The following is a 16,595-nucleotide window of genomic DNA, read 5'->3' as shown; positions in this document are numbered from 1 at the left end:
TTTTAGTTGCATGTACAACTAATGGTATAAATTGGTGTGTATTAACTTTATGTATAAAATATAACATTTTTGTTGTTTATGGTCAATTATTTTTTACGTTTTTTCTATAAAATTTTCCAAAAAAGATTTACAACCATTGACTATATGTGATAGAATTGAGTAAATTAGACTTTAGTCAATAATACATACCATATGAGAGGGGCAAATAACATTGTTTAACTTAAAGGAACTTGCTTATACAAAGAGAAAGAGCATCAAACGTGCCATTGCTCGTTTCTTTTATCTAAAAAACCTACCTGTTACAGAAGAAGAATTTGACACGCTGGTTCGGAGAACACAGGATTCGGGCTATAATAGTGCAATTAAATTTTTGGCAATTTATCTTGAAAAGAGAAGCACTCCTCTACAAGAAAAAAGACAGCTTTTGCTTCAATTTACGATTGAGTACAATACGGAAATGTACTGCAGACAATTCCCACAGGGAAATAAATCTATCGAACGTATTATGGAAGGATATAAAACACCTGAAGACGAACGATTCTTCAAAGAATATCTGTACGATATTGTAAAAGCCAACAAACTTCAATTAGAAGTCGTTGATAGATATTTGTAAAAAATAGCCCATTTAAGGAGTCTTTCTAAAAAGAAAGGCTCTTTTTTTCATGTAATTCTTTCCTATTTTAATAACTTCCTTTATAATATTGTTTATAAATAAACTTTATTTATTTTTGTGATTTTTTGCCAAAAGTGTATATATTTGTTCACAATGGCAATATACTTTATAGTAAATAAAAGTTAAAGGAGCGGTTAAAAAATGAAAACATCCAAAGTGAGTTGGAAAGTTGAAAAATTATCCAAAATGCACGAAACCAAACGAGTTAATTTTGATTTGGTAATTCAGCGAAAAGACAACATTTGGGACAACAAAAGACAATCGACTCTGATTCACAGTATTTTATCTGGTTATCCAATTCCTTCTCTTTTTGCTACAAAAGAGGAATCTGTCTACCACTTCTTAGATGGGAAACAGCGTTTAAGCAGTATATTTGATTATTTACAAGATGCGTACTCCATTCATCCTACTGTCCCTGTTGTTAATGGTGAAGCAATTGCAGGTTTAAAATTCTCTGAACTTTCAGTGGATATGCAGAATACCATTAAGAATTATGAAGTTGATTTTGTTAGAATTGAAGAAATCAATCAACAAGAAATGGAAGAGCTTTTCTACCGATTAAATAACGGTGTGCCTCTTCGTCAAATTGAAACAACCAGAGCAATTCTTGGAACAAAAGTATTACGTTTTGTAGAAAGCATTGCGGAGCTTGATTTCTTTGCAGAGAAAGCCAATCTTTCAAAGAGTGCAAGAAAAAGATTTGTAGACCAAGAGTTGGTACTCCAAATTTTAGCCCTTGTTCACAACAATGAAACTGGTTTTAGTGGAAAAGAACTACAAGCCTTTGTACAAGAGCTTCGTAATATTGAAATTCAAGACAACTTACGTGCCAAAATGCAAAATGCGTGTTTCTATCTGAACGAATCCTTCCCTAAAAAGGAAAAGTTCTTAAAGAAACTTCATGTCCCTATGCTGTTCAAATTGGTATTAGACATGATTGAAAAAGGTGAATTAGCCAATGTCACACCAAAAGAATTTGGTGCATGGGCGAGTGATTTCTTCAGTGAGCTTCCAGAAAACTACGCAAGTGCCTGTCAATCTGGTAGTGCTCGTAAAGAAAATGTACAAAAGCGATTATCGGTTATGTCATCTGTCTTTGCTCAATTTGTAGAAGGTAAATCGGTACAAGAAGAGCAAAACGAAGCTATCAGTCACTTGAAGCAATTAGCTGACCAGGAAGAGTTAGCGGAAAATAAAGCAGTTTAATTTTATATACCCCCTTTTATATAGAAAGACACCTACAATTATCTGTAGGTGTCTTTTTTAAATCATTAATACTTCTTAAACGCCAAAACACTCTCTAAAGATTTCATCTTCTCTTTTTTCTCTTTCACGAAAGTAATCTGTCTCTCTCCCCTTTTCTGTTAAAAGATAACCCCAATAAGGAGGATATAGTTCTTCTTCTGTTGAAAGATTGAAGCATTTTAGTTCTACCATACCTTTTTTCTTTAAGTTATCCATATGCTTTTTGACTTGATATCGGCTCGTTTTCATAAGAGAGGCTAAATTTACTAATGTAATAGCTCCCCCTATTGGATTCATAACATCCAGTGCCAATCCAGTTAAACGCTGATAGACTTCTTCTTCTGTTACTTTTTGATAATTCATAGAAATCCCCTCCTTATATCCAACCTTTTTGAGTAGCCATTTCCATTGCCTCTGACTTGCCAATAGAATTCGGATATGCCTTTACTACTTCTTCTTCCGTTTCATAATAGCCACTCTGTCTGTCATAAGTTTGAGGAAAGCCTTCTTCAAAGTCTATTGCACCTAAAAAGTATCCTGCACGAGAGTTCATACGAACATTGCTGATAACATAATCGCTTTCAACTGTATGAGGTACAAATTCAGGAACTTCTACTTCTCCTCTTTGCATAGGAACTAATGCTGGTAGCAATGTTTCACGTAAAAATGTTTGATTGCTAACAAATGAAAGGAAGCCCATAGACGTTTCAATTTCCATTTGGTCTAATATGCTTATGATTTGAACATCATTGAGCCGATATTTCATAATAAATGCACAAATTTGTTCAACCGTATTAGAAACCATATAGCGGTCTCCATTCACATATCCATAAAGAAAATCACCAAAACCAATAACTGTTTTTTCCATAAATACATTCTCTCCTTTAATCAAGTAAGATAAAATCTTTCCTTTTTTTATTGAAACTCTTATATTTTATTTATTTCCAACATTTTTTATAAGCAGGAAAAATGTTCAAAAATAGTCCCGAAAACGAAGGAATGACAAGGGTTTAACCCGATAAACAACTTTCGGAAAACATAAACCTATATATGCACCACAAAAATTCGAGAGACTCTTTATAAAAGTCGCACTATTAGACTTTTAATCACAGCCAAGCTGTTCTTTTTTAAAGCATTGCTAAAAACGTCAAATGAGCTATATTTCGTGCAATAAAGAAAAAACCGATTAAAGTTATTCTTGGAAAGGCAGACCTCATTCCTTTTACATATGTATGGACAGGTAGTAAAAACATCGCTCCAATAATAGTTGGTACATAAGGCTCTCGGATAAGATTTTTGAAAATGATTCCTAAAAATTGCGGAACATCTTCTGCTAAAAACCAATTTAGCAACAGTTCAAAGGAAAACATCAAATACCCTATTAACGATAGATAGAATGGATAATAATACGTGTCATTCCAATGTCGTTTTTTCTTTTTAGTTGATTTTTTAGTAGATTTTCCAGAACGACTGGTTACTTTTTTCTTTTTGGAAGGCTCTTTTATTGTTGCAACTCTTATGGCGTTATCTTTGGGTTTAATACTTTTGGGTTTTTCTTTTTGAACAGTGGTAACAGAACCTTTTCTATTAGAAGAAGGTTTAGTTTTCTTCTCTGTTATTTTCTTTTTGGCAGGAGATTTCATTGTTTTAGAAGAAGTCTTTTTGGTTTCTTTTCTTCCTTTTTGAATCGGCTTCTCGATGATTATCTCCCCCTTTCTCTCTTTTCTTTTATTTTCTCATGCTCCTTTTGAAAAGGGAAACTTCTTATACGAATAAATGTTCTTTTTAGATATTCTAAAGGAGGCATTTTCTGTTTAGTAGAGAGTGATTGGTCTTTACGAATTGGTATAAAATGTGATAGAAACAAATAAAAAAGGCAATCTTATTAAGATTAAACCATGAAAGGAAGGTTAGATAATATGATATACATTCAGGCATTAGAGTTACTAAATGTAGCAGTAAAACATGATTTAGTAGGAGAGAGAGATGGGAAAGTTATCGTTTATCGAAAAGGAACGTCTCAAAGTAACGAAGGTTTTTATTTAGAAGAAAAAGATACAGTGGCAAAAGAATTAATGAAGGATGAAAAAGGACAGACAACACTTATCCAAGCACTAAAAGAAAAAGGTGTTGATTTTGTGCCTACTGATTATTCAACAAGTTTGGGAATCATTCAAGATATGATTAAGTAATCTCTTTTTAGATATTTTCATCATACACTTTGGAGGTTGATTTGTAATGGAGCGAATCACAAAGAAAACGATTGGTAATTTTGAATATGATTTAAAGGACTATGAACATAAACCGAAGGAATTTAATGATTACGATGCTTTTTTTGCTTATAACATGGCAGTAAAAAGACTTGGAGAGTTAGAAGATTCTTTAGTAGCCAAACCGATTGATGAATGGACTGAAGATGACGGAGATTGCTTATGGTGGACATTCCCTATTCAAGAACCACCGCACTGCGGAAGTCCTTTGGATAGCGATTTTCCAGATTATCTCACACATTTTACAAGACTTATCCTTCCTATAAATAAGGACTTGTAATTTCAATAGTTTGATATAAATTAGAAAAGACAGGACATTCCGTATCGGAATTATTCCTGCCTTTTTTCTTTTTTATTTATTAGGAGATTCTTTAAGATTCTCAGTCGCCATTTGAACCAGCCATTCCAGTTCGTCTGCCTCTATGTTTGTATGAGAATAATAGGTTCTCCCTGACCCTTTCATTTGCTCTAAAAACAACTGAAGGTCTTTCGATTTTTCAGACATAAGGAAGAGTTTTTCTTCATTTGTCATATCTGTAAAACGGACAGGTCGGAACAAATATTTTTCTCCTGTTTCGGCTGATAACTTCAAGGATTTCTCCATTGCTTCTTTTCCATCATCAAAGGATTCTATTAATTGATTATTTAGAAATAGACCCCATTTTTTCATCTCTTATTCGTTCCCCTCTTCTTTTTTATTCATGTCTTTCAATAACTGTACATACCAAACATTATCAATGTCTTGATTCGTGATTTCTTTCAGTTGTTCTTCATTTTCAATCACGCCCCACCAGCTTTCACAGCCATAAATAATTTCTTTTAGTTCAGGGACAAAGATAGCAGGGTTAAAATGACGGTAAATTTCCATTCGATTAGTAGATTCATTGTGACTAATCATAAGTCCTAAATCTACATCTCCTAACAGTAGTCCAAGATAGGTTTTGTTGCCATACTTTTCTGTACAAGGTCTAATTTTAACAAGCGTTCCTATCTCTTTGCCAAAGTAAGGTTCGATTCCTTTATTTTTCGGCTTATCAATACCTTCAATGGTTAAAGGATATTCAATATATTTTGATTTAAAAGCATCACACTCAATCTCATAGTCTTCCATATTCTCCACTTCTTTGAGATTCTGTTTCTCTTTTTTACATTTATAAGATGGATGAAAGAAGTCTTCAAAATCAAATCCACAATGTCTGCAGTTTTTACATTTTACCAACGTAGATACTTCTTTTAAGACTTCAACCGTAATTTGTTTAATTTCTGCATCATACAAAAAGTGAGGGCAACGGTCACTCTGATATAATCCTTCCAGATAACCATAGATATAATGCTTTCCGTTATGTGATTCTATCTCTTCCCCCTCAAAAACTCCTGAACGGAAAAAGGATGTTGCGTGTTCCTCTCCCCGTACCTCTTTCATTTCTTCGTAATAATCAGTGACAGTATCAACTTCCCAAAAGCCAACCTCTCCTGCATCAATGGTTATTTTTAATTTCAACCCTTACTCTCCCTTCTTATACAGCCCAATTGTTCGTTTGATATTTTGGTGAAATTCATCCGTTTGTTTCTCAATCATAGCAAGACTATGTGCCAAATTACTTGCCATATCCTGCTCCCCGACTTCAACTTTCATCGTTGTTACTTGATTTTCAGGGTCAAAGTGGGTAATGACTTGATTATCTTCATCTTTGCTAATAACAACCATACTGGACACAAACACTTCATCTGCATCAAAATCTTCTTTAAGCTCTTCTAATTTAGTATTGGATACAGCGTCTAACAGCTCTTTCAAAGAATGTGCGGTTACATATTCACAATTTTTCTCCGCTACACTTGGGGCGACATAATGGCATAGTGTATATTCAATTTGGATTTTGACTGGTTCAATTATTTTTGCAATTTGTAGGCTCATTTTTGTAATCTCCTTTAATATCGTTTGTTAGATAACTTGTTTTGCTTCAAATGGTTCAAATCGGTATGTTTGACCAGTTACATTCTCTGGTTGCTTGTCTTCTGGTACTTCCTCAATGAACATGTCATATGGTCTGAAATGCAGTTTATTATCACCATAAAGGGCTTTGTAGCAAACTTGAAGTTCATGTGTCTCTGTGTGTTCTCCAATGCCTATAACGTAATACAACATGCCTTTAAAGTGCCGATAACAACGACCCACTTCAAAATCTATTCCATTTTCTTTATACATAATTTTTCACACTTCCTTTACACTCGTAGAACACCAAATGCAACCTTCGTAAGAATCTGCAATAGGGTATCTTTGGTTTCTTCTTTTTCTTTATCCGACATGTGGTAAAAAGGTTTTCTTTTACTCACCTTAATAATAGCTCTTTCTGCTTCTTCTGGATGTTCTTTTGCGTATGCCTTTACCTTTTCACAATAGGAATATTCTGATTCATGTTCCAATTTTTCAATCTGTAACTCTTTTCCTAATTCATTCATTAATTCATTCAATACTTAACCCTCCTTTATACTAACATAAATTTAGTATTTTGTAAATTATAATTTACAAGTTATTCTTTTTATGCTATAATATATTATAGATGATAACCTATAACATTAAATAAGGAGATGGTATTCATGACTATCAAATTCAGTAAAGTAGAACTTAAAGCATTTCCAAAGTTGGAACTTATTACAGCAGGGACAAAAGCTATTGCGTTAAAAGGTTCTGATTATGAAGGACTTGAAGGTGTTGTAACAGAAGTTAAATATGGTACTGATAAGGAAACAGAAAATGAAACCATTTTGGACATTTATGTAGACTTTGAAGAAATGCCTTATGCTTCTATTGAGAGCACTCACCCTCATTTGAATGGAACAGGTATTTCTGAAGTCATTTGTGGCGAAGACGAGCTTGGTTTTAAGTTTGAAGAGGAAGCTCCTTTCTATACAACAGCCGATGGAAAAGCAGTATGCCCTCATTGTTATGTTGCTATGGAAAGAGTAACGGAAACACAAGAAGATGACATTTCGTGGAACTATGTTGATGGTCAATATGTAAAGGAAAACGGTATGGGTTCTTCTAATGGGAAGCGTTGCGACCAATGTGACGGTGTGTTAGACGACCCAAATGAAGAAGTCTTTGCTTATTAAGGAATGTTTTATTATAGAATACAGGAAGTCTTTTCTTCCTGTATTTCTGTTACATAAATAAATTTATTTCAAGGAGGATACAAAAAAATGGATTATGGCTATCAAATCGAATTTAAAGAGGTACTTATGCCGAATTGGGAAGCATGGGATGGTAACGGAATTTCCGATATACCTGGAAAAACCGTTACATTAAAAGACGGTACAGAAGGAAGTATTCTACTTAATTCTGAAGGAGTTAGTGTTTATCGTACCAATCTGGACAATTTGCATAAAGTGGATATGGGAGTGGTCTTTGTTGAGCATATCGAAACAATAGCTGACAAACACCTTCTTGAAGTTCATTTGATAGATTCAGACGTGGAAGAATCTATTATTGTTTATGAAAAGTTTCTTAAACGTGAAGAATCTTATGTGCCACGACAAAAATAGAGAAAGCTCTTGCAGATAATTAAAATAAGAAGATGAATCCCTTGCTAAGAAATAAAAGCAAGGGTTTTTTTATTGGTATTGGAGGAAGTAAAACCCTGTACATATTGACTATAGTCTACGGATATTGTAAAGTTTAATAGAGGAGTACACTATAATAATAGAAAAAATGAAAAGGATGTGTGATATAATGCAAGTCAATACTCAAAACAATCAAGTAGCTCATGCTCAATATCAAAAGATTTCTCAAACGGAAAGTGTAAAGTCACAACAAGAGACACAGAAAACGGATTCCAAACAGGCTCAACAAGCCCAAACCCAAACTCAAAAAACAGATAGCGTAAAAGCTACTCATGTAGAAAATAGCACTTCTGCTCAAGCACAAACAAAAGCTCCAAAGGTGGACAAAGTAGAAATTTCCGATGAAGCAAGAAAACTGTATGCTGAATCTGTTAAACAAAAAGAAGCAGAAACCGTAAAAGCGGAAACAGTTAAACAGGCTGAAATGAAACAAACAGAAAAACCGAAAGAAGAAGTAAGTGAAGCGACTCAAAATTTGGTAGCCTCTCTTAATGCTTCTCAAACTGCACCTGTTGCACGACCTGATGCACAAGCACCTGTTCAAAAAGATAAAGAAGCTGGAAATGTGAAGAAAGTAGATTCGGTCACTCAAACTTCAACAGCAAAATAAACCACCATCTTCTAATAAATGATTTTTCAAATAGATTAGGAGGGTGATTTAATGGGTTTCTTTAAAAATCTTTTTCAAGATAATAGCCCTAATCCATATAAGGCTATGACTGACGAACAATACCAGAAATGGAAAAAAATCAAAAAAGGCTCTTATGAAGAACTATCCTATTTAGAAAAGATATACGGTTCAAACATTAGAGAATACAGTCATCAATGGGTTAAATATTCTTATTCTAAGCGTGATGCTCTAATCAAAGAAGCAGATGGAAAGGCTTATGCCTTACAACAGAAAAAGAATAAATATGAAGAAGCAAAAAAAGAAATGATGAACAAATTCTCTTATTTTAACGGAAGAATTTATAGTTATCATACTTTTTGTGAGGAGTATAAAGAAAAAATTAGGGAATTTAGGAATCTAACGGTCATAGAAGATGATATTGAACGAGAAAAGGTGGATACAGATTTTTCAGGAATCCTCCATTCAATTTATATAAGTTTCACTACACCTGATTATGCAACGATTACTGGTCATGCAAATGCTGGTACATTCCATCAACCTAATTCGACTAAAGAAGTGTTAAGTGTTTATCCTAATGTCATTAGAGATATAAAGGTTTCTGATGATACGATTATGATTGTGACGTATTTTACTTATAATCATCAAGTTCGTAGAACGCTTTATATCTTAAAGAAATAATAAAGAGGAGTAGAGCCATAATGGTCTTACTCCTCTTTTCTTCATATATAACTCCTCTTCTATTTATCATATTTCATTTTATATAATAAAAAAGAAGGGTTTCCCCTTCTTTACATCGCAAATGATTGTGGATATTTGTTCATCATGATAGGTTGAGAACCTTCCAACAAGAATCGTTCTTTCATTTCAGAAACAAAGATTATCCATTCATCAATGGTGAAATTCGCATCAGGTGTTTCGATACTAACACATTGTTCTCCATAATAGTTGGAAACACTTAGACCACCAATGATTTCTCCATTTTTTAAAATATAGAACTCTCCAGTAAGGGCTTCTCTCCCTTTCACTCCACTTTTCTTTCCTTGCTCTTCAATTAATTGAAAATCGAATACCATAGTAGATGTGAGTTTCATGATTGACACTCTCCTTGTTGTTTTATATAAACCTATTAGATTATAGTCATTTTTGTGATGCTTTATTGTTTTGAATCGTCTTTATTTCGCATGAATAGAAATATCAAATTCAACTTCTATGTTTTCATGTTTAAAGGTAATAGATAGAAGCGGTAATTGGGAAAAGGTAAGTTGGATATTATCCCCTGTTAGAAGAGAAGGTGGTGTTATATCAATGAAAGTTCCTTTTGTGGAAAAGGCAGTACAAACTCGACCCATAATCATGTTTCCAAGTTCTGAAATTGCACTTTTTGTCATTTCATCTAATTCTACAACAGGCATTCCTCCCATCATTTGAGACGCAATATACTTTACTCCTTCTTCGTCAATATTAATGGCTACGTTTCCACGCAAGTCTCCTGTTACCCCAAGCATAATGACAACATTCTTGTTCGAGGTTGGTGATTGTTTCAGGGTTGTTCCTGCTACTTTCAAAGGAATACCAGCTACTTCTTGAAACATAGACTGACATTCTGTAATAAAGGGATTGATGTGTTCGGCTTTCATCAGTCTTATTTCCTCCTTTTGTTTTTCTCTATTTCTATCATACTATTTTCATAGACAATAGTCAATGTATTAAGTCATTTAGGTAACATAAAACCATTCCTTTTAATCCTCATTCTTCATTTCGACTATAATAAAAGGGACATGAAAAAAGAAAGGAGAAGACTATGAAAAAACTAACTATTGGTGTTTGTTTCCTGTCTTTATTAACACTATTCTTTTCTGGTTGTGAAAAGCCAAGTCAGGATATGGAAATGAAGAAAGAAACAGAGCAAACAGCACCATCCGTAGAAGAAGTCATTCAAACTGCTTCTGCTGATAAAGACACCCCTTCGCCTTATCTGTATCGTGGAGCTTGGATTGGAAAGTCAGGAAATAATTTAACACGATTAGAATTTCGTATAGAGAATAACAGTGTGGTAAATGGATTTGTGTTGACGCAAAATGGAGAAACATCAACGTATCACCATGCTCCTTTTACTGGAATGATTCAAGGAGATACCATTGAGGGTGTATTTAAAGAAGCATCAGGTAAAAATGGCACAGTCTCCATTGAAGATAAAGGAGAGCAATTGGTTTTAAAAGTTTCTCTTACAAACGATACCGAAGAAAAGAAGGGAATCAGTGAAGGAGAATATGAATTGAAAAAAGACGTAGAAAACAATAAATAAATCAATATGTAAAAAAGAAAAGGCTAATATAGCCTTTTTCTTATTGGTGTAAAGCACTATCCACGATAGCATCTAAGAAACCTTGAAACAAACCTTTTATCCATTCGCCAAGGAATCCAAATAGGACTTCCATAAATAGCTTTCCTACATAGCCATCGTTAAAGATGAAAAAGACATAGACCAATGCAATAATCGTTACCCAAAATTGTAATTTAAACCACAATTTCATCATAAACCTCTCCTCTTTTTCAGTAATGTGTGAATACATTTCCTTTCTTCTGTTTCTATGTTCTACTATAGTTTTTTTGTAGAAAGATTATCATAAAAAAAGAAAAACCACCCTTTCGGATGGTTCATCTTTATACTTTAAATTGTTGTGACATTCTGGATAGCTTTTCAGCCATTTCCGCTTGACTTTGAATAGCGTTTGCTACTTCTCTAACAGAATCAGATGCCAATGAAATATTTTGAAGAACTGTTTCTGAACCAGAAGATGTTTGCTCTGTCGTTGCAGATACATTTAACAGTGAAGCACTTACTTCTGAAATAGAATCAGAGATGGCTTTAGAAGCAACTGCAATTTCATTCGACATATCCATTACAAACTCTGCATCTTTTTGATATGTGTCTCCAACCTCTACTAACAATTCATAGTCAGGTTTAACTTGCGTGTTGATAAACTCCATGACTTCCATTGAAATATTAGTCATATCATCAAAAGCACGTTGAACTTCAGTAATTACTTGTCTAATATTAGAAGCAGAAGCATTTGATTGTTCCGCTAAGTTTCGCACTTCGTTTGCCACTACCGCAAATCCACGACCTGATTCACCAGCACGAGCGGCCTCGATACTTGCGTTTAAAGACAATAGGTTTGTCTGATTTGCAATTTCACCAATTGTATCAGCTAAAAGACCGATTTGGGAAACAACTTTCGCTTGTTCAATTGCTTGATTAATTTTACTTTGCTTTTCTTCATACAGATTAATCGCTGATGTTGCAGAGGCAACCGCTTGTGATTTTACGTTATCTGCACGAATTTTAATTTCTTCTGATTTTTTACCGCCCTCATTGGATTTTACAGATAATTCATTTGAAGAATGTTCAATTTCTTCACTGGAAGCACTAATCTCTTCTGTTGAAGCACTTAGTTCTTCAATTCCTCTTGTTGTTTCTTGCGTAGTTTCTGTTACACTTTCCATGCTAACTGAAATCTCTTCCATTGTTGCCGACAACTCTTCTGTTGTTGCTGACATTTCTTGTGAACCAGAAATAATTTCTGAAACAAGATTTCGCATATTTTCAACAGCCTTGTTTAAAGAATTAGACATCTTACCGATTTCATCATTTGATGAAAATGGAATCGTTTGAGTTAAATCACCTTTACCTAAACCATCAGCAAAGTCAACAACACCATTAATTCGTCTGGAAATGTTTCGTGAGAGATAAAGACCAAGTGCTATGGATAAAAGCAATCCTACCCCAATAATAGAAAGCATGATAGTAAAAGAAGATTCATATAGTGCTTCGTTTTTATCTTTAATTTCTTCTGATTCCTTCATAGACTTTTCTATGATGAAATTGATTTCGTTAATGACTTTATCTCTTTTCCCTTTGTAATCTGTCTCACTAAGCTCAATCGCTTTCTCATAATTCCCTTGTCTTACCAGCTCAAGAAGTTGACCTCTGGCTTCTCGATATTCTTTAAGGGATATTTTAAACTGTTCAAATTCCTTTTTTTCAGCATCAGTCAATTCAAGTTGTTCATATTTTGAAACATTCCCATTTGACTGTTTAGCGAGATTGTCAATTTCTGTTGCGATTTTTTCTATCTGGTTTTTATTCGCAATGTTAATTAATTCGTTTGTGCTTGATTTGGTTTCTGTTACAGTGTAATTAACCGCAGACATTGCTTGAATTTCCAGTAAATTACTTTCTGAAATGGTTTTAGCGTTCTCATTAATTTGAGACATATTTGTAATGCCGATTCCTCCCACAACACCAACAAAAAGCGATGTCGCCAAGAAACCTCCTATTAATTTGTGAGAAATTTTAATATCGTTTAATCCTTTCATACTATGTATGACCCTCCCTGATGTAATTTAAATTAATTCGTATTAAACACGATATTTACTTTCTTATTATATAGTCATTTTTGACTATAGTCAATATACTTATGAAAAAAATTTATTGTTTTTAAATTTTCATGCTTTTTTACATAAAAAAGAGCCACCGAAGTAGCTCTTAGAATCTTTTGTTCTGTCTTTTTGCCATCTGATAACCCACACTTTTTAAGTATGGGTATATGTCTTTTTGATTTCTTTCAATATCTCTAATTTCTAATTCTATCATTTGCAATTGTTCTTTGCTTTCTTGTGAAAGAAGAAACTCAATGATAGATTCTGTTCCTATATGAGAAGAAATATTATCAAATTCATAAAAAAACACTTTTCTTGGAATATCATGTGTTTGAAAGTATTCTTTTAAATATTTGCTCTTACTTTCAAAGTTTTCTTTTTTGTCTAATACCGTTTTCACTTTTTTTATTTGTTCTTTTGTTAAAGAAGCTGACCAGCCATTAACTAATCCTGCAACTAAAAATGTCCCATAAAAGCCTCTGTGCTGTGGAAGATTTATCAACATTCCTTCTTCATTACAGATTAAAACCAAATCTTCACTTAGCGTTACATACTCTGGATGTCCGTTCACTATATCTGAAAAGGATTTTCGAGTATATGGAACTTCTTTTTCATATGCTGGTTTATTGGGTTCAAATATTAACACCGTTATAGGCAAACCAATTTCATGTATAGTTTCCCCTTCGTGATAAATAGATACATTCGTTACTTTTTGGTTCGGTAAAAGTGGTTCAATTATGTATTTCTCACAAAAAGAAGGAATTGTTTCACTCTCAAATGAAAAATTCATTTCAGATTCGTTTAATTCATATAAATCATGTATATCCTTCTCAATAAATTCATTTATCGTTTCTTTTTTACTAACAATCACATATCCTTTTATTTTCCTCTTTATATCTGCTTCTATTTCAAGTGAAAACTTATCGTCATTTGATAGAATATATTTCATATGCTTCCCCCTATTCTTACACTGCCATGTCTTTATTATAGCCTAAATAGAATGTTTTTCGTCAATTTTATAAAGTTATTTTCAAGAAAAAAGACCTTCCTTTTAGGAAAGCCTCTTTATTATTACCTATCCCTTTTTTCTCTCCATTTTTCAAAGTTTTTATCCGCAAAGAAACAAGAATGAAGTCGTGTTGGAAAAGAGGTAAGCGTTACTTTTTCTTTTATATGCAAAACTCTTTCCTCTTTATTTATATATTCGATGTTTCGATTTTTTCCAATAAGAGGAACATCTTCTACAAACGTAGCCAATCTAATTGAAGGTAAGCAATTGCTTCTGCTTAATGATTGTTCTGTTGAAAATAGATTTCCTCTATCTATCTCAAATTCAATGTGAATATCATGAATCATTTCTTTCCCATTCCCTAATTTCCAGTGGTAACGAATATCTTTGTTTGCAGGAAACTTATCTTTCGGGGCAATAATCGGATAAAATCCTGTTGTTATTTTTTCCTTTCCTATTTTTGTTCCAGCAACTATATACCGTTGATTCGGATAGGGTCTATCAAGGAACATAGGAAACTGTGGTAGTTCTATCCCCTCTATAATAAGGTCTACATCTTCCCACATATCCTCAACAGGTAAAAATAGTTTGGGTGTTAGATGTAACAAGAAATCATCAGTGTTTGGTTTTAAACCGTATTTTTCAAACATATATTCATGATATTTTTGTGTTTCATCTTGTACGGACTTATCAGTGAAATAGGTCTCTTCAATTTTATCTATACTTCTGTTGTAAAAGTACATTCCAGCAACATGTACAGGGTCGAAATCAGTTTCATTTTTTCGTTGAGTTAAAGCATTTACTTCTTTTTGAAAAGCCAAAAATGAATCGGATAAATTGTCTGTATATAAATCCAACAGTGTATTTATCCCTTTCGGACTTAACCGTACCTCGATTTCTTCTTTTTCAACCGTTTCTATATAGTTGTCTTTAATTAGACTATCCAATAATGAATCAATTTGTATTCCTGATTTTGGATAGATATTTAAGCCTTTCTCAATTATTTCTTCTTTCGTAAGACCTTTTCTTTTATATTTTGCATTATCAAGAATTTGTTTCTTCACTCTATCCAATGGAATGAAAAGGTTAAAGTGACTCACATATTCCAACACTTGAATCATAGCGTATTTATTCATATATTCTCCTTTCGCTGTCTGTTTTTATTGTTATAACAAAAAAGCAAGGAGAAATTACTTCTCCCTGCTTTAAATTAACTAATTAATACCGTTTGCTTTTCGGCTCAAATTCAATGATATAACGAAGTTCTTGTTGGTTTTCACGATAGACAATGTATTCATCGTGTAATAGTGAACGACCTTGCACTCCACGAACACTATCATATCCTGCTGGTGCTTCATGGAAGTAGTGAGCATTTTCTACTTCTTTTACTTTACCTAAAGCAACTCCTGCAACGAACATGAACGCTGATGGGTATTTGTTTGCTGTTCCACCAAATCGGCTACAAGAATATTGACTTGATTTAGTCGATTGTGAAGCGAAATAAATACCAGGTCCAAACATTGCTCCTGTAATTACAACACCACTTCCAAGTGATTTTGGAAGTCGAAGATTCGTTGATAGAATACCAGGAAGATTCGCTGAACGACTACCATGAAACAGTTCTTTTACATTTCCGTAACTATCATCAAAGGCAGGAGCGTTCTTTTGTCTAACCGTAAAGATACGTTTTACTTGAAGGTTTACGCCATGATGACGACTTTCTGTGCTGTTCACATAATGAACCAGTTCACGATACTTGTCACTCATTGGGTCAAGAATACCGATTTCAGAGTTCAATGATTTGTACTGTTTGTCGATGTTTTCAACGTCATAAAGTACGCCACCCATACGAAGAGCATCTTCATAGAACTTTAGGATTTCCATTTCATCACTAATGCGTTGAATAGATTTAATCGCAATTTGTTCTGGTGAGATTTTGCTTCCAAACACTTTTGGAATATTACGGTAATATTCATTTGTATAAGTAAGAACATCTTGAGTGGTTAGGTTAGGTCGTAGGTTGACCAAATCTGCAATTTCTGTAAGAATGGAACGACCTTTGTCAATTTGTTTAGAACTTAGTTTTCCAAGCGGAGAAGCCCCATCAGAGTTCATATCCCCTTTAACCAAGTGACTTAATTTTCTTCCAGCTTCATCAAAGATTTGTTTAACAAATTGCTGAATCTGTGGGTCAAGTTCACTTTTCTTTTTACGTGCAGTTTTCTTGGGTTTGATTTCAGTCGCATCAATGAGTTCTTTCGCTTTTTGACTGCCAGTAGAACTTTGTGCTAATTCAATTTCTGCATACCCTTTTTTAACTTTACTTTTTGCAATGCTTTCAAACTCTCTTTGAGCCATTGAAAGACTATCTGTTTCACGTACTTGTTTAGTAGATGTTCCACCTAAACGACCATAATCAGTGAATACTCGATAGTTTGATTTATCCTCTGACTGATGAAGTTCAATCGTATAAAACTTATTCGAGTTATTCATTGCATCCAAGAAATTCAGTGTCTTCTTTTCAATTACCTCATAGTTTTCAAAACCTGCATCCCCTGTATATTTAACCGCTTTTAATCCCATGTCAATGCCTCCTGTATGTTTACCGTTTTCTCTTTGTTTATAATCTTATTATACAGGATTTATAGACAATAGGCAACAACTTCTGACGTATTTAAGGTAAATATTTCTTACTGTTTGGTT

Annotated in this window: 24 protein-coding genes; 9 read left to right on the top strand and 15 right to left on the bottom strand. The window is 33.6% G+C overall.

Annotation, left to right across the window (positions count from 1 at the left end; translation table 11 throughout):
- Window positions 1-211 precede the first annotated feature (211 nt).
- Window positions 212-613, top strand: a complete 402-nt coding sequence (locus tag CVD28_RS01505) for a hypothetical protein (RefSeq protein WP_101590496.1) — start codon at window positions 212-214, stop codon at window positions 611-613.
- Window positions 614-814: 201 nt separating this feature from the next.
- Window positions 815-1,879, top strand: coding sequence for a DUF262 domain-containing protein (locus CVD28_RS01500; RefSeq protein WP_101590494.1), 1,065 nt, complete (start codon window positions 815-817; stop codon window positions 1,877-1,879).
- A gap of 75 nt (window positions 1,880-1,954) precedes the next feature.
- On the opposite strand, the gene CVD28_RS01495 is transcribed toward CVD28_RS01500, so the two are convergent.
- The 3 genes from CVD28_RS01495 to CVD28_RS01485 all read right to left on the bottom strand — a co-directional run bounded on the left by CVD28_RS01495 (window position 1,955) and on the right by CVD28_RS01485 (window position 3,561).
- Entirely contained in the window at window positions 1,955-2,281 is a 327-nt protein-coding gene (locus CVD28_RS01495; RefSeq protein WP_101590492.1) for a hypothetical protein, read from the bottom strand.
- 13 nt (window positions 2,282-2,294) lie between these two features.
- Window positions 2,295-2,786, bottom strand: coding sequence for a hypothetical protein (locus CVD28_RS01490; protein ID WP_101590490.1), 492 nt, complete (start codon window positions 2,784-2,786; stop codon window positions 2,295-2,297).
- Window positions 2,787-3,045: 259 nt separating this feature from the next.
- Window positions 3,046-3,561, bottom strand: coding sequence for a hypothetical protein (locus CVD28_RS01485; protein WP_101590489.1), 516 nt, complete (start codon window positions 3,559-3,561; stop codon window positions 3,046-3,048).
- A 276-nt stretch (window positions 3,562-3,837) separates the two neighbouring features.
- Between CVD28_RS01485 and CVD28_RS01480 the strand changes: the two genes are divergently transcribed.
- Both CVD28_RS01480 and CVD28_RS01475 read left to right on the top strand, forming a co-directional pair.
- Window positions 3,838-4,110 (top strand): hypothetical protein, encoded by a 273-nt coding sequence (locus tag CVD28_RS01480; protein ID WP_101590488.1) that lies wholly within the window; start codon window positions 3,838-3,840, stop codon window positions 4,108-4,110.
- Between the two features lie 46 nt (window positions 4,111-4,156).
- A complete protein-coding gene (locus CVD28_RS01475; protein ID WP_101590487.1) occupies window positions 4,157-4,468 on the top strand; it encodes a hypothetical protein in 312 nt (103 codons plus the stop codon).
- Window positions 4,469-4,540: 72 nt separating this feature from the next.
- On the opposite strand, the gene CVD28_RS01470 is transcribed toward CVD28_RS01475, so the two are convergent.
- Genes CVD28_RS01470 through CVD28_RS01450 form a run of 5 tightly spaced genes read right to left on the bottom strand, consistent with a single transcriptional unit; the run spans window position 4,541 to window position 6,660 of the window.
- Window positions 4,541-4,858: a hypothetical protein gene (locus CVD28_RS01470; RefSeq protein ID WP_101590486.1), complete on the bottom strand. Its 318-nt coding sequence runs from the start codon at window positions 4,856-4,858 to the stop codon at window positions 4,541-4,543.
- A 3-nt stretch (window positions 4,859-4,861) separates the two neighbouring features.
- Window positions 4,862-5,689, bottom strand: coding sequence for a hypothetical protein (locus CVD28_RS01465; RefSeq protein WP_101590485.1), 828 nt, complete (start codon window positions 5,687-5,689; stop codon window positions 4,862-4,864).
- A gap of 3 nt (window positions 5,690-5,692) precedes the next feature.
- The gene (locus CVD28_RS01460) at window positions 5,693-6,103 is read right to left on the bottom strand and encodes a hypothetical protein (protein WP_101590484.1); all 411 of its coding nucleotides are present in this window, start codon (window positions 6,101-6,103) and stop codon (window positions 5,693-5,695) included.
- Window positions 6,104-6,130: 27 nt separating this feature from the next.
- Entirely contained in the window at window positions 6,131-6,394 is a 264-nt protein-coding gene (locus tag CVD28_RS01455; protein ID WP_101590483.1) for a DUF1653 domain-containing protein, read from the bottom strand.
- Between the two features lie 17 nt (window positions 6,395-6,411).
- Window positions 6,412-6,660, bottom strand: a complete 249-nt coding sequence (locus CVD28_RS01450; protein ID WP_101590482.1) for a hypothetical protein — start codon at window positions 6,658-6,660, stop codon at window positions 6,412-6,414.
- A 126-nt stretch (window positions 6,661-6,786) separates the two neighbouring features.
- Between CVD28_RS01450 and CVD28_RS01445 the strand changes: the two genes are divergently transcribed.
- From CVD28_RS01445 to CVD28_RS01430, 4 genes are all read left to right on the top strand, one after another.
- The gene (locus CVD28_RS01445) at window positions 6,787-7,302 is read left to right on the top strand and encodes a hypothetical protein (RefSeq protein ID WP_101590481.1); all 516 of its coding nucleotides are present in this window, start codon (window positions 6,787-6,789) and stop codon (window positions 7,300-7,302) included.
- An 87-nt stretch (window positions 7,303-7,389) separates the two neighbouring features.
- A complete protein-coding gene (locus tag CVD28_RS01440; protein WP_101590480.1) occupies window positions 7,390-7,731 on the top strand; it encodes a hypothetical protein in 342 nt (113 codons plus the stop codon).
- A gap of 187 nt (window positions 7,732-7,918) precedes the next feature.
- Entirely contained in the window at window positions 7,919-8,419 is a 501-nt protein-coding gene (locus CVD28_RS01435) for a hypothetical protein (protein WP_101590479.1), read from the top strand.
- Window positions 8,420-8,470: 51 nt separating this feature from the next.
- Entirely contained in the window at window positions 8,471-9,118 is a 648-nt protein-coding gene (locus CVD28_RS01430) for a hypothetical protein (protein ID WP_101590478.1), read from the top strand.
- A 110-nt stretch (window positions 9,119-9,228) separates the two neighbouring features.
- Here the strand turns inward: CVD28_RS01430 and CVD28_RS01425 are convergent, their stop codons facing one another.
- Together CVD28_RS01425 and CVD28_RS01420 are read right to left on the bottom strand one after the other, a co-directional pair.
- On the bottom strand, window positions 9,229-9,531 hold the full coding sequence (locus tag CVD28_RS01425) for a hypothetical protein (RefSeq protein WP_101590477.1): 303 nt from the start codon (window positions 9,529-9,531) through the stop codon (window positions 9,229-9,231).
- A gap of 81 nt (window positions 9,532-9,612) precedes the next feature.
- Window positions 9,613-10,077 carry a chemotaxis protein CheX gene (locus CVD28_RS01420; protein ID WP_101590476.1) on the bottom strand — a complete coding sequence of 155 codons (465 nt, stop codon included), beginning with the start codon at window positions 10,075-10,077 and terminating at the stop codon, window positions 9,613-9,615.
- 164 nt (window positions 10,078-10,241) lie between these two features.
- Here CVD28_RS01420 and CVD28_RS01415 point away from each other — a divergent pair, with 164 nt between their 5' ends.
- Entirely contained in the window at window positions 10,242-10,745 is a 504-nt protein-coding gene (locus CVD28_RS01415) for a hypothetical protein (protein WP_101590475.1), read from the top strand.
- Between the two features lie 40 nt (window positions 10,746-10,785).
- Here the strand turns inward: CVD28_RS01415 and CVD28_RS01410 are convergent, their stop codons facing one another.
- The 5 genes from CVD28_RS01410 to CVD28_RS01390 form a co-directional block, all read right to left on the bottom strand.
- A complete protein-coding gene (locus CVD28_RS01410) occupies window positions 10,786-10,974 on the bottom strand; it encodes a hypothetical protein (protein WP_101590474.1) in 189 nt (62 codons plus the stop codon).
- A 130-nt stretch (window positions 10,975-11,104) separates the two neighbouring features.
- The gene (locus CVD28_RS01405; RefSeq protein WP_101590473.1) at window positions 11,105-12,820 is read right to left on the bottom strand and encodes a methyl-accepting chemotaxis protein; all 1,716 of its coding nucleotides are present in this window, start codon (window positions 12,818-12,820) and stop codon (window positions 11,105-11,107) included.
- Between the two features lie 169 nt (window positions 12,821-12,989).
- Window positions 12,990-13,832 carry a DUF3846 domain-containing protein gene (locus CVD28_RS01400; RefSeq protein WP_101590472.1) on the bottom strand — a complete coding sequence of 281 codons (843 nt, stop codon included), beginning with the start codon at window positions 13,830-13,832 and terminating at the stop codon, window positions 12,990-12,992.
- 122 nt (window positions 13,833-13,954) lie between these two features.
- A complete protein-coding gene (locus tag CVD28_RS01395; protein ID WP_142384710.1) occupies window positions 13,955-14,956 on the bottom strand; it encodes a hypothetical protein in 1,002 nt (333 codons plus the stop codon).
- A 154-nt stretch (window positions 14,957-15,110) separates the two neighbouring features.
- Window positions 15,111-16,475, bottom strand: coding sequence for a WGR domain-containing protein (locus tag CVD28_RS01390; protein WP_101590470.1), 1,365 nt, complete (start codon window positions 16,473-16,475; stop codon window positions 15,111-15,113).
- Window positions 16,476-16,595 lie beyond the last annotated feature (120 nt).

The organism is Bacillus sp. M6-12 (assembly GCF_002860285.1).
GTDB lineage: Bacteria > Bacillota > Bacilli > Bacillales > DSM-1321 > Peribacillus.
This window is presented reverse-complemented; position numbering and strand designations above follow the sequence as displayed.

Bases quoted from the DNA above. Each gene is read 5' to 3' on its own strand.
- CVD28_RS01400 (WP_101590472.1), bottom strand. From the start codon at position 13,832: ATGAAATATATTCTATCAAATGACGATAAGTTTTCACTTGAAATAGAA.
- CVD28_RS01435 (WP_101590479.1), top strand. From the start codon at position 7,919: ATGCAAGTCAATACTCAAAACAATCAAGTAGCTCATGCTCAATATCAA.
- CVD28_RS01425 (WP_101590477.1), bottom strand. From the start codon at position 9,531: ATGAAACTCACATCTACTATGGTATTCGATTTTCAATTAATTGAAGAG.
- CVD28_RS01445 (WP_101590481.1), top strand. From the start codon at position 6,787: ATGACTATCAAATTCAGTAAAGTAGAACTTAAAGCATTTCCAAAGTTG.
- CVD28_RS01405 (WP_101590473.1), bottom strand. From the start codon at position 12,820: ATGAAAGGATTAAACGATATTAAAATTTCTCACAAATTAATAGGAGGT.
- CVD28_RS01475 (WP_101590487.1), top strand. From the start codon at position 4,157: ATGGAGCGAATCACAAAGAAAACGATTGGTAATTTTGAATATGATTTA.
- CVD28_RS01390 (WP_101590470.1), bottom strand. From the start codon at position 16,475: ATGGGATTAAAAGCGGTTAAATATACAGGGGATGCAGGTTTTGAAAAC.
- CVD28_RS01500 (WP_101590494.1), top strand. From the start codon at position 815: ATGAAAACATCCAAAGTGAGTTGGAAAGTTGAAAAATTATCCAAAATG.
- CVD28_RS01470 (WP_101590486.1), bottom strand. From the start codon at position 4,858: ATGAAAAAATGGGGTCTATTTCTAAATAATCAATTAATAGAATCCTTT.
- CVD28_RS01460 (WP_101590484.1), bottom strand. From the start codon at position 6,103: ATGAGCCTACAAATTGCAAAAATAATTGAACCAGTCAAAATCCAAATT.
- CVD28_RS01485 (WP_101590489.1), bottom strand. From the start codon at position 3,561: ATGAAATCTCCTGCCAAAAAGAAAATAACAGAGAAGAAAACTAAACCT.
- CVD28_RS01495 (WP_101590492.1), bottom strand. From the start codon at position 2,281: ATGAATTATCAAAAAGTAACAGAAGAAGAAGTCTATCAGCGTTTAACT.
- CVD28_RS01440 (WP_101590480.1), top strand. From the start codon at position 7,390: ATGGATTATGGCTATCAAATCGAATTTAAAGAGGTACTTATGCCGAAT.
- CVD28_RS01480 (WP_101590488.1), top strand. From the start codon at position 3,838: ATGATATACATTCAGGCATTAGAGTTACTAAATGTAGCAGTAAAACAT.
- CVD28_RS01490 (WP_101590490.1), bottom strand. From the start codon at position 2,786: ATGGAAAAAACAGTTATTGGTTTTGGTGATTTTCTTTATGGATATGTG.
- CVD28_RS01455 (WP_101590483.1), bottom strand. From the start codon at position 6,394: ATGTATAAAGAAAATGGAATAGATTTTGAAGTGGGTCGTTGTTATCGG.
- CVD28_RS01410 (WP_101590474.1), bottom strand. From the start codon at position 10,974: ATGAAATTGTGGTTTAAATTACAATTTTGGGTAACGATTATTGCATTG.
- CVD28_RS01420 (WP_101590476.1), bottom strand. From the start codon at position 10,077: ATGAAAGCCGAACACATCAATCCCTTTATTACAGAATGTCAGTCTATG.
- CVD28_RS01415 (WP_101590475.1), top strand. From the start codon at position 10,242: ATGAAAAAACTAACTATTGGTGTTTGTTTCCTGTCTTTATTAACACTA.
- CVD28_RS01430 (WP_101590478.1), top strand. From the start codon at position 8,471: ATGGGTTTCTTTAAAAATCTTTTTCAAGATAATAGCCCTAATCCATAT.